Source organism: Bacteroides sp. AM32-11AC, assembly GCF_003603515.1.
GTDB lineage: Bacteria > Bacteroidota > Bacteroidia > Bacteroidales > Bacteroidaceae > Bacteroides > Bacteroides uniformis.
This window is the reverse complement of record NZ_QTNH01000003.1, coordinates 134,887-147,288: the sequence shown is the minus strand read 5'-3', so window position 1 is coordinate 147,288 and position 12,402 is coordinate 134,887. Positions and strand designations below refer to the sequence as shown.

Genomic DNA, 12,402 nt, shown 5'->3' with positions numbered 1-12,402 from the left:
TTGAATTAGTTTTTAATATTGTTTATCCAGAACAATCTCTTCCAAGGTCTTCCAGCATTGATAGAGCCCTCTGGGAACATGGAAACAACCTTTCCACTTGCCACCCTTCAAAGGCAACAGAACTTCACCTCTACGATTCAAATAGCCAAACCATTCCGGATATTCTTGATCCTTGAAATGCGTCCATACATAACCATGTACTTTTTCAAACCACTCCAAACATTTTTCGTCTCCGGTCAACCGATAGCCTTTAAGCAATGAAATCAGCGTCTCTATATGCACCCACCAGAGTTTCTGATCCCACTCCAATTGCTGGGGAGGGAATCCCTTGCGATCCATAAAATAATAGATACCGCCAAATTCATTATCCCAACCATATTCCAACATCTTCAAAGCCGTGTTCTTAGCCTTCATTATCAATTCCGGGCGTTTCAACCGCTTACCCAAATCCATGATAAACCACATGGCTTCAATGGCATGCCCCGGAGTAACCTGACGTCCTTCAAAACAGTCTACCAAACTATTGTCGCCATTCAGGCTCTCAACAATAATTCCTCCAAGTTCCGGACGCAAGAACACCTCCATCACCTCGTGAATGCACGTATCCATTGTTTCTACCAAAAAATCCTCGTCAAGCAAATGCTCTATTTCTAATGCCAGGTTACATAGAATCATAGGCAAAGCAAAACCTTTAAGGTTTCTTGTTCCCAGATGAAGCTTATTCCATTTTCCTTTCGGATTATCGACTTTCGACAAAACAATGTCAAAAGTCTTTTTAGCTATATCCGCATACTCTTGGTTTTCGGTGGCCAAACTCAGTTGCCCGAATGCCATCGTTGCAAAAGTGTATGAAAAGATATTATAAGGCTCTACCAACGGATGTCCTGCACGATCCAATGAAAAATACCAGTTGTAATTTCCATCGTGCCCGTATTTCTTCAAGAACTCACCACCCTGAATGGCACAATCAAGCCACTCCTGACGCTTCTCCACCCTATTGTAAAGCATGGAGAACATCCATACTTCCCGACCTTGCAGCCAGATAAATTTATCCGTGTCGAAAATATTCCCCTCCCGATCCAGACAAGTAAAATAGCCACCGTATTCGGTGTCTTGGGAATGATCCAACCAAAAAGGAAGAACATTATTCATAAGTTCGTCCTTATACTGATTCGCCAATTTCTTAAGATCCATCATCTTCTTTCTTTTTTAAAAAGCAGGGCTGGAAACGTTATTTATCCAGCATGCATCTAAACCAGCCCTTTACATTCACATTATTTATCTGTTGTATAAGAAATTATATTTCTCACCCAAATATCAGCTCCTTCAACGGGGTTTACCCATTTACAAGTCACTGCATATTTACTATAAGGCTGTACATAATTAAAGAACAGCTCATGCTTACGGTGATTATACTTCAACGGAAGCTTGCATACTTCAATCAATCTATCATTGAAATAAACCTCCAACTCAGCAACATAATCTTCGGGCACATTCTCACCTTTCAATTCACCTTCAATTACAGCTCCTACACCTTCAAATTCGAAAGTTGGGAAATCAGCAATCCAATTCTCCACTGCCACTTTCTTATCAAGCTTCAAACCTTCGAAACTAATTTCCAGTTGCACTGATTCCGGCTCTTGGAAGTGGATAATCACTTCATCACCTCCAACTTTTCCACCGTTTTTTTCTATCATTTGTAAAGCGTGCTCAAAACTCAATTCACAACCTTTATTAAAGCTCACCGCATTATTAAAAGGAGTATCCGCGACCACAGTCAACTCTTTTCTGAATTTCTCGGGAATGCGATTATACCCAATCATTGTTCCCAAAATTCCCCCGGAAGAAGCCGGATTACAATCAGAATCTTGGCCGGCACGTGTAGAAATATCAATCGTCTTCTCAAAATCACCTTGTCCATAAAGCAATCCTAAAATGATATACGCACCATTTACACAAGTTCCAATATTAGCAGGAACTTCTACACAACTGGGACAATCAATATCGCTACTTCCCCATTTCTTCTCTATTTCTTCCCAACATTTCTTCCAATCCTTTGGATATTGCTTATACCAGTTGATAACATCAGTCATACACTCATAGAAAGTAGTCTCTTGAGGGATAGACTTCAACGCTTCTGTCACAACATACTCAACATCATCGCTCACATAAGCCAAAGAGTACATGGCTGCTACATATACACCACCATACCAGCCATCGCCATACGCCATGATGTGTCCTACACGATCGCAAATTTCAGTAGCACTATTTACCATACCTGGAGCCATGATACCTGCAAAATCCGCTTCAATCTGAAAATCCAGACAATTGGCATGGGGATTATTTTTCCAATGCCCGCTGGCAGGAGGAGTCAAGCCATGAAGAAGATTGTAACGGGCCATCTGATTGGCATGACACAAAGGGTATTCTTTAGCCAAAAAGGCTGTGGCAAAAGAATCGGCCGGAGCATCCAAACCGCATCTTTCAAAAGTCTCCACAAAAGTCAGGTCGACATATACATCGTCATAAAGGCCGCCACCACCATCGTACCATTTTTTAATTTCACCCGGTCCCCAAGGCATCACTATCGAATCCGGAATCATAGTAGACAGATAGCGGAACTCTGTAGGACCTCCATACGTACAGCCGATAACCTGACCGGCCCAAGCACCTTTTACTTTATCAAACAGAGCATCTTTTGATAGAGTAAGATTCAAATTCTCGTTTTGAGAACCACCACATGAGCATAAAGTTGCCACCAAACAACCACTCAATAAAATTTTTCTAATTTTCATCATATCTATTATTAAGGTCAATTTTTTGTTTTCATCCAATAACGTTCAATCTCTTCCAATGATTTTCCGGTGGTCTCCGGCACCAGTTTCCAAACTATCAGCATGTAGGGAATACACATGGCAGCAAACAGGAAGAATGTTCCGGCGGGGGTAAGATTTTGGAGCATCCAGGGGGTAAGCTGCCCAATCAAGTATGTACCTATCCACAATGCAAAACCGGCAATGGACATGGCCAGTCCACGCACCCGGATTGGATACATTTCGGAAAGCAATACAAACACGACTGCGCAAATGGAAACCGCACAGCAAAACACATAGAACAAAAAGAAAACTAGCAGGAATAGGCTTGAAATGCCCCATGATTCTCCGGCAATAAAATAAAAGCCTATCAATACCAATGAAAGAATCATGCCTGAAACACCGTAATACACCAATTTCTTACGACCCACTTTATCAATAATGGCAAGAGCCAGTACAGTAGTCAGGGTATTGACTAGCCCCACCAACACCTGATAGAACAAGGAATCGCCACCGGAAAGGCCAGCCCCTTCAAAGATGGAAGGACCATAATACAAGACTGCATTCACTCCCATAAACTGTCCGAGGATGGCTATACATACACCAATAATAACGGCTTTCATAATACCCGGCGACAAAAGCAAGGACCACTCTGATTGGGTTTCGGAAGTAAGAACAGACTTCGTTTCGTTCAATTGCACCAACGCTTCTTTGGAAGAGCTGTAAATGTGCTCCAAAATATTGACCGCACGTTCTTCACGATTGCGGACAATCAGCCAACGCGGACTTTCCGGAATAAAAAAGACAATGGCAAAGAACAGCAAAGCAGGCAAAGTCTCCATTCCCAACATTCCTCTCCATACTTCATTCACAAAAATCCAGTTAAACCAGCTATCGGCAGCTCCTGCATGGGTCTCAGCATACATAAGCAACTGATAATTCATTAGATAAGCTCCTAAAAAGCCAATGGTAACCGCTAATTGATAAAGTGATACCAAGCGTCCACGATACTGAGCTACCGACACCTCGGATATATAAAGAGGGGATACAATGGAAACCACACCGATACCTACACCTCCGACAATACGGTAAACCACCAACTGATTGAAATCTGCACATACCGCACAACCGATAGCAGACATGGAAAAGAGTATGGCCGACAGAATCATGGTACGTTTACGACCAAGCTTGTCACTTAAAATACCAGCAAAGAGCACTCCTACAATGGAACCTATCAACGCACAGCCCACATACCACCCTTGCGACATGGTATCTAAATTAAACTGAGCGGTTACCTTGGCAATGGTACCGGAAATGACTGCTGTATCATATCCGAAAAGAAATCCTCCCAAAGCAGCCACAACAGACAAGAAAACTACATAACCAATATTGACCGAAGATTTCATAGTATAAAATTTATCGATTAAATTCAAATTATTCTTTTACAAGTTGCTTATAAACAGTACCGAAGCGATCGGTCACCAGTACTTCTATGCGAGCCTTTTTATCTTTAGGAACAGCCTTAAACAAATGATTGGTAGGAAAAGCATTCACCCAGAGTGCACCCATCTTTTCACGATCGGAAAAAGCTTCTACAGCAGCCGGATCCAAACCTTTACAACGGGTCATCTCACCCATACAAGTACCATTCTCGAACCACTCTACCTTCCACTGCTCATCCCAATTCCAGACATTGGCCAGCACTTCTTCGGGAAACTCTTTCGAACTACCCGGAGCATAAGCCTGAAACTGGTATTCCAGCGGATAATCTACCGCTTTGTAGTGCCACTTCACCTGATTACCATCTACCTCATAAAGTCCAAAGCCTTGGGGGGTACCGTCAGAACAAAGCATGGATTTCCAAAAACCTGCACATACAGCAGCTGTATTGTGTTCCATTAACCGGTCGTTGAACACCACGTTACCGTTCACATGGGTATGTCCGGTAATGAGGTGTGCCTCATGGTCTTTCAGCAAATCATACAGACTATTGGCATTGCTTGTCTCGTCGGGTAGCAAGGCATTGAACTTGATGTCCTTGGTAGTGCTGGAAGGAATATGCATCATTACAAATACCAGATGATCTTTCGGCACCAAAGCCAAATCTTTCTCTATCCATTGCAGTGTACGTTCATCAATGTAACCTATATAACGATAATCCCTATTGATATAAAAACAATTGTCTAGTATAATATAATGTGCCTTTCCACGATTGAAAGAATAATAAATGGGACCAAAATAGTCCTCATAGGTCTTGTATGAATGTTCAAAAGAACGTACACCCATTTCCATATCATGATTTCCTATGATACGGTAAACAGGCAATCCCAGACCGCCAGACACTTGAATGTAATCTGGGTATAAACCAGGAGTATTACCCACAATGTCACCACAATCCAACACGAAGGCATCACGCTCCTTGGCATACTTTTCCATAAAGGCTCGTGCCTTACCTACATAAGAACGATAACTGTCTAAATGCTCCTGACAGCTGACTTGCACATCAGTCTGTACCATAAACACATGCTTCATATCATCTTTCAGATTCCTCTTCAATTCAAAATCATACTTTAAACGGCCTTTCTTAAGCGGGAAAAAGAAAGCGATATGCCCACCACCCTCTTGCGGCAGATAACCTGCAGGCGTGGAAAGATATACAAACCGAGCATCCCGGTTGCGCGGCAACTCATAACGGCCCTGAGCATCAGTCAGCACCACGTCAAAACCATCTGTCACCACAACACCAGCAAGCCCTTTGCCTTTACAGGTCACCACGCCTTCAACGGGATCTGGATAAATTGCAGCCTGCATGATTGAGACAACCAAGAACAGACAACAACTGCAAAACAATCTGAGCATAAAATTCATAATCACTTAATATTGAAATATTCCTTATACCTATTATACAAGTGTCCTGCCTGCAAATATGCTGATTGGGGACTCATAAAATGAGAAAACTCAAAAGTGATGGCCTTGTCATAACCGGCTCGCTTGGCAGCCTCCAGCTTCATCCGTAACTTGTCAAACTTAATAGGCAAAAAGTCGATGGGCATGTCACGATCAAAGGTTTCAGCGTTTGTCCAACATTTCATGCCATACTTATCAGCCAGCTTTTTGTTCACCGTAAAGAAAGCATCCAGTTCATCGTAATCGATATGTCCGTCCTGAAAAGCACAGGCGTCAACCACATCATGAATGCCATCGAAAATTTCATTCCACTCCCTTTCATGCTCCTGAACAGAAACCGCATTCTCCTTTGTCAACTTATCTGTACCCATCACGGCCTTTTTCCCGTCAATCCACGGAGAAATAAAAGTCGGCAAACCGCCGGAGACATCCTTGCATTGTTTGCCCATCGCATGAAAGGCATCAATGGCACCCTTCGTCTTACGGCTTATCTCACAACTGATATACCATCCGCCGAAACTCTTGTACTTCTCACCGTACCTGCTCCACACCTCATCAATCACATACTTGTTATCCTCAACCTCCCACGAAAGGTCACCGGTATCCCAGTACTTGCCCGAATCATATAAACCAAAATAGAACTTCATGTGATATTTCCCCGCCAGCCGAAGGAACATGTCCAACAAATCGACGGAAGGCATATAACACCCTTTGCCCAGCAAATGCGCCGAAGGATAAGTAATGAATTTGCGATAACCCGACCGGATCATTATGACCGTGTCAATTCCAATACTCTGCATATACCGGAAATCCTGATCCCATTCCCTTTCCCCCCAATTCTGATGGGGAATATCATGGGATATCTCATCCAAGAACGTGCCGGTAATTTTAAGTGCATCGCCCATGGGAACTAGCATGGAAGAGGCAGACTCTTGAGAAAAGAAGCAATCCCCATCACCCTCTCGCCCCAACAATGAAGGGGCCATGAATGCAGACGCACCGAACAAAGCGGTCCTCTTTAAAAAATCCCTGCGTGTTTTCATTATTAATAAAATTAAGATCAACCATTATATATTAAACCTATCGAATACACTTTTTTAAGATAAAAAATCAATTATGTTTTTCATTGTTTTAGATATTAATTGTTATTATTCAATTATCACGCTGCAAATATAGATATATTTATTATATTTGCAAGACTTAATAAAGTATTTAATTAATATATAACCTACAATTAATATATATTAACGCGTAATTACAAAACAATTTACATAATAACAAATCAAATACATAATATTTCAGAATAATAAATCCGTATTTATTAATATAATAAACAAAATAGAGTAAATAACATAAAAATACATACATATGAAACAGAACTTATTAAAAGAAATGGAAACCGGGAGCAAGAATGCACTCTTAAAAAAAAGGATCATCACACATTATATATATAATGGGAGCTCCACTATTACCGATTTGGCCAAGGAACTCGATCTGAGTGTGCCCACAACCACCAAATTCATCAATGAAATGTGTGAGGACAACTATATAAACGACTATGGGAAACTGGAGACCAGTAGCGGCCGCCATCCAAGCCTATACGGACTCAACCCGGAATCAGGATACTTCATTGGAGTGGACATTAAGAAATTTGCCATAAACATCGGACTGATCAATTTCAAGGGGGATATGGTGGAAATCAAGATGAACATACCATACAAGTTCGAAAATACACAGGAAGCTTTGGAAGAACTGTGTGCACTCATCCGAAACTTCATAAAGGGAACGGAAATCAACGACAAGAAGATAATGAACATCTGCATCAACATCTCCGGAAGAGTAAATCCGGAATCAGGATATAGTTTCAGCATGTTCAACTTTTCAGAGCGTCCTTTGGCGGATGTACTGAATGAAAAGATAGGATACCCGGTCTGCATAGACAACGACACAAGGGCCATGACCTATGGAGAGCATATGCAAGGATGCGTCAAAGGGGAAAAGGACATCATCTTTGTCAACATAAGCTGGGGACTCGGAATCGGCATCATCATAGACGGGAAGGTATACACGGGAAAATCTGGATTTTCCGGAGAATTCGGGCATGTCAATGTTTTCGATAATGAAATACTGTGCCACTGCGGCAAAAAAGGATGCCTGGAAACGGAAGCCTCAGGATCGGCACTACACCGCATCCTGTTGGAAAGAATCGGTAGCGGAGAAAGTTCCATACTATCAAAACGGACTGCAGAAAATCCGCCCACCTTGGATGAAATCATCACCGCAGTCAATAAAGAGGACTTGCTATGCATTGAGATAGTGGAAGAAATAGGCCAAAAACTGGGAAGGCAAATAGCTGGATTAATAAGCATATTCAATCCGGAACTAGTAATAATCGGGGGTACACTATCATCAACAGGAGACTATATAGTGCAGCCAATCAAAACGGCAATAAGGAAATACTCATTGAATCTGGTCAACAAAGACGCCACGGTGACTGTTTCCAAGCTAAAAGACAAGGCTGGAGTAGTTGGGGCCTGCATGCTGGCACGGAGCAGAATGTTCGAAATTTAAAACGACCATTGCCAGCATAATGGGATTGACAAAGAGTATACCAAGAACGCAACTATCATATGCAAAAATATTGAAAAAGCGAGTCAGTAGTTGGTTACTGATAAAAGCACAGAATAAACCAGCATCATGATAACCGATTTCCAATACTGCCTCATATTGTGGAATTCGAAAATGCAGATTATTAAACTGTCAATAAAGAGAAGATGGAATCTATAGGATATACTCGGAAATATTACGAACATAACAAAGATTTGGGAAAGTATACCCTAAGATAAGGACAGAAAAGCAAGAAGCCATCATTACGGGTATCTATATTACTATAATTCCCTATCTGTAGCCTGCGTAGTGGGTTTAGGTGACGGAAAGAGGTTGTGGCAATCACAATCTCTTTCTTTTTATGATACATGGGGCAAGCTGTTGCATTTCAGATAAAATCCTTTACCTTTGCCGGCAAACACATTTATCAAGATATCAGGATGAAGAAAGTATTTAAATTGGCCGGAGGATTCATGGTCGGGGCATGCATCGGCTTTGTAGGAATAATAGGTGTAAGAGTCCTGGTTTTGGGAGACTCGTTCGACGGTTTACACAGCAAGTTTGCCGAAACCGGCATGCTGGAGACAGTAGGAGTTTCCTTGTTAGCCATACTGATTCTGCTGTTCTCCATCTTCCTGCAAGTGCTTCTGCACGAAGGCGGGCATCTTGTCTGCGGACTGGCAACCGGCTACCGCTTCGTCTCCTTCCGCATCTTCAACCTTACCTTCATACGGAAAGACGGGAAATTATGCATCAAGCGTTTCAGCCTTGCCGGAACGGGAGGCCAATGCCTGCTTACCCCACCCGAAAGGCCTCTTGAAGATATCCCAACCACCTTGTACAATCTGGGTGGAGTGCTTGCCAACCTGCTGACCGCCATCCTTGCCTTCCTCCCCCTGCTGACCGTAGACGGGCTGCCTTACCTGCTGAAATTCTTCCTTCTGATGCTCTCTTTGATTGGCATTCTCCTTGCAGGGATGAACGGCATCCCCATGAAGATGGGCGGCATCGGCAATGATGCCGACAACATGCGCCTGCTTCTCAAGGACAGCAAGAGCAAGCAGGCACTGGTCACCCAGCTGCGCATCAACGCACTGGTGCAAGAGGGCATGCGTCCTAAGGACATGCCTGCCGAATGGTTCAGCCAAACGGGAGACATCAACTACAAAGATGCCCTGCAGGTCACCATAGCCTTGATGAGCGCCTCGCGCCTGCTCGACTGTGAAGAATGGGAAGCCGCCTACAATGCATTTGAGAAAATAATGAGCCACCGGCACGAAGTCATCGGACTTTTGATAAAGGAAAACGCTTGCGAGCTGCTCTTCACCGCATTGGTGACAAAGAGGACCGCACGGGCAGAAGAATTATATACCGATGAGCTGGATACCTACATCCGGCAATATAAGGATGTGACGTCTTCCAAACAGCGGCTGCTCTGCGCCCTGGCACTCTACCGGGACAAGGACACAGCAAAAGCAAAGGAGATTTACGAAGCCACCTGCCAACGGAAAAACAAATACTTGATGCAGGGAGAAGTCAGTTCGGACATAGCCTTGATGAAATCAATCCTTACCGCCAAGAATGCCTTGTAAGATGGAACGATATTTCTTTTACTTGTTATATCTGCTGCTTGGCTGCTCACTATGCGGTTGTAGCAGAAAACAAGCGCCAAAGCAGGCACAAGACCCAGATACGGAGACCACCATCCCGTACGCCGACACCATAGCGGCACCCGTCCCTCCGGCTCCGGTTAAAAGCCGGACAGCCCGCTACCTGGACTCCCTCGGTTTCGTCAACATCGCCGAAGCGGACAGCAGCATCGCCATCGACTTGATGTACACCCGTGCCGACAACTTCACCGGAACCCTATTATACGAAGACCTGAAAGAAGCCTACCTGCACCCCGATGCCATGAAAAGCCTGAAGCGGGCACAACGCCTACTGAAAGAACAGTACCCCGGCTACAGCCTCATCGTCTACGACGCAGCGCGCCCCTTGTCCGTACAGCAGAAGATGTGGGACGTAGTGAAAGGAACCTCCAAATACATCTATGTCTCCAACCCCTCACGCGGCGGCGGCCTGCACAACTACGGATTGGCGGTGGACATCAGCATACTCGACGATAAAGGAACTCCTCTGCCCATGGGCACCCCGGTAGACCATCTGGGCAGGGAAGCCCACATCACAGAAGAAGCCGTGCTCGTGGCACAAGGCAAGCTTACGGAACAAGAACGTGAAAACCGGCTGCTGCTCCGGCAGGTAATGAAAGAAGCCGGATTCCACCCGCTACCCAGCGAATGGTGGCACTTCAACCGCGTCAGCAGGCAGACGGCAAAGGAGCGATACCGGGTCATCCCTTAACTCTCACCCCCAGCTTGTCCGGAAACTTAAATTTGCTATCGCTTTGACGCGGATGACGCAGATGACGCGGATTTTTATATTCTTAATCTGTATTATCAGCGTCATCTGTGTCTGAAAAATAATCAGACAGAAAGCTGCGAATTTATGCCCCACTTTGTCCTTTTTGAGATAACTTTGCATCAGAATAAATAAGCCAAGCCATGCCTTTATCCCAAGACACCCTCCGCTTCATCCGCGAGCATCGCCGCGACGACGTGCGCAGCCTTGCCTTGCAGGCACGCCGCTACCCTTCGGTAGACATGCCCGCCGCCATCACACAGATTTCCGGCTGGCAGATTGCCAAAGAGAAGATACCCGCATGGGCCGAGAACGAGCATATACTCTACCCCGCCCACCTTTCTCTGGAACAATGCTCCTCCCAAGCAACGGCACAGTATAAAGCGGAGATTATAACTAACCTGCTACATACAGAACAAGAACATCCCGCGCAGGACAGTACCCCCGCATCAGCCGGCACCTTTACCGACCTCACCGGAGGTTTCGGCATCGACTGCGCCTATCTCTCCTCCCGCTTCGGGCATGCCACTTACGTCGAGCGCCAGGAAACCCTCTGCCAGATAGCCGCACACAACTTCCCTGTCCTCGGCCTGAACCACATCTCCGTCTGCCACGCAGACAGCGTCTGCCATCTGCAAGAGATGGAGCCCGTGGACTGTATATTCATAGACCCTGCCCGCCGCGACGGACACGGTGGAAAGACCGTAGCCATCGGCGACTGCGAACCCGATATAGCCGCCCTCGAAGAACTGCTGCTGCGCAAGGCAAGACACGTACTGGTAAAACTCTCCCCCATGCTCGACCTCACCCTTGCCCTGAACGATTTGAAGCATGTCCACCAGGCACACATCGTCTCCGTGGGCAACGAATGCAAGGAACTGCTGCTCTTGCTGGGACAAGGCGAAGGAGTGCCGGCAGACGACATCCCCATCCATTGCGTCAACTTCACCGGTGTACCGGCTCCCCAAGCCCTCGTCTTCACCCGCCGGCAGGAGAAGGAGCGTGCATGCCCCTACACCCCTCAACTGAAATCATACCTCTACGAACCGAATGCCTCCGTGCTGAAAGCCGGTGCATTCCGCAGCCTCTCCTCATTGTATAAGGTGGAAAAACTGCATCCCAACAGCCACCTCTACACCTCGGACCACTTCCTGCCGGACTTCCCCGGCCGCAAGTTCCGGATTACCTCCTCCTGCGGCTTCGGCAAGAAAGAAGTGAAAGAGATGCTGGCTGCCGAGAAAAAGGCGAACCTCACCGTGCGCAACTTCCCCGCCACCGTGGCCGAACTGCGCAAACGACTGAAATTGGCCGAAGGGGGAGGCACTTATCTCTTTGCCACTACTCTGGCAGACGAGAAGAAGGTACTTATCCGCTGCCAGGCTACGGGATAAGACACCAACCCCTATACCTTCCCCTGCACGAGATGTACATCTCATGTTGCTCGATATGTACATCTCATACAGTCCGAGATGCACATCTCGTGCATCTTTAGCATCAGTCTGCCAGATGACGGCAAAGGGAGATACCGCCGAAAGGGTACTACCTCCAAGAATTTATGTAACCTCATTGTAACTGAATCGTTATCTGTTCTTCAACGCTCCGCAATCTCCACGTAACGGCAACCCTCTACTTTTGCGGCAGATTATTAACAGATAAT

The 12,402-nt window shown here is 45.3% G+C and carries 9 protein-coding genes; 4 read left to right on the top strand and 5 right to left on the bottom strand.

Annotation, left to right across the window (positions count from 1 at the left end; genetic code table 11):
* Nucleotides 1–12: 12 nt before the first annotated feature.
* From DW800_RS04495 to DW800_RS04475, 5 genes are all read right to left on the bottom strand, one after another.
* Nucleotides 13–1,194 carry an AGE family epimerase/isomerase gene (locus tag DW800_RS04495; protein ID WP_098032035.1) on the bottom strand — a complete coding sequence of 394 codons (1,182 nt, stop codon included), beginning with the start codon at nt 1,192–1,194 and terminating at the stop codon, nt 13–15.
* Nucleotides 1,195–1,274: 80 nt separating this feature from the next.
* Nucleotides 1,275–2,795: an ADP-ribosylglycohydrolase family protein gene (locus DW800_RS04490; RefSeq protein WP_098032036.1), complete on the bottom strand. Its 1,521-nt coding sequence runs from the start codon at nt 2,793–2,795 to the stop codon at nt 1,275–1,277.
* A 17-nt stretch (nt 2,796–2,812) separates the two neighbouring features.
* Nucleotides 2,813–4,219 carry a sugar porter family MFS transporter gene (locus tag DW800_RS04485; RefSeq protein ID WP_057281458.1) on the bottom strand — a complete coding sequence of 469 codons (1,407 nt, stop codon included), beginning with the start codon at nt 4,217–4,219 and terminating at the stop codon, nt 2,813–2,815.
* A gap of 28 nt (nt 4,220–4,247) precedes the next feature.
* Nucleotides 4,248–5,672: a calcineurin-like phosphoesterase C-terminal domain-containing protein gene (locus DW800_RS04480; RefSeq protein ID WP_172793031.1), complete on the bottom strand. Its 1,425-nt coding sequence runs from the start codon at nt 5,670–5,672 to the stop codon at nt 4,248–4,250.
* An 11-nt stretch (nt 5,673–5,683) separates the two neighbouring features.
* Nucleotides 5,684–6,763, bottom strand: coding sequence for a DUF4434 domain-containing protein (locus tag DW800_RS04475; RefSeq protein ID WP_035447803.1), 1,080 nt, complete (start codon nt 6,761–6,763; stop codon nt 5,684–5,686).
* 325 nt (nt 6,764–7,088) lie between these two features.
* On the opposite strand from DW800_RS04475, the gene DW800_RS04470 reads away from it, so the two are divergent.
* The 4 genes from DW800_RS04470 to DW800_RS04450 all read left to right on the top strand — a co-directional run bounded on the left by DW800_RS04470 (nt 7,089) and on the right by DW800_RS04450 (nt 12,136).
* Nucleotides 7,089–8,291 carry an ROK family transcriptional regulator gene (locus tag DW800_RS04470; RefSeq protein ID WP_035447319.1) on the top strand — a complete coding sequence of 401 codons (1,203 nt, stop codon included), beginning with the start codon at nt 7,089–7,091 and terminating at the stop codon, nt 8,289–8,291.
* A 476-nt stretch (nt 8,292–8,767) separates the two neighbouring features.
* Nucleotides 8,768–9,919, top strand: coding sequence for a hypothetical protein (locus DW800_RS04465; protein ID WP_227224277.1), 1,152 nt, complete (start codon nt 8,768–8,770; stop codon nt 9,917–9,919).
* A 1-nt stretch (nt 9,920) separates the two neighbouring features.
* Nucleotides 9,921–10,688 carry a M15 family metallopeptidase gene (locus DW800_RS04460; protein WP_034529238.1) on the top strand — a complete coding sequence of 256 codons (768 nt, stop codon included), beginning with the start codon at nt 9,921–9,923 and terminating at the stop codon, nt 10,686–10,688.
* 200 nt (nt 10,689–10,888) lie between these two features.
* On the top strand, nt 10,889–12,136 hold the full coding sequence (locus DW800_RS04450) for a THUMP-like domain-containing protein (protein WP_117689116.1): 1,248 nt from the start codon (nt 10,889–10,891) through the stop codon (nt 12,134–12,136).
* The last annotated feature ends 266 nt before the right edge of the window (nt 12,137–12,402 follow it).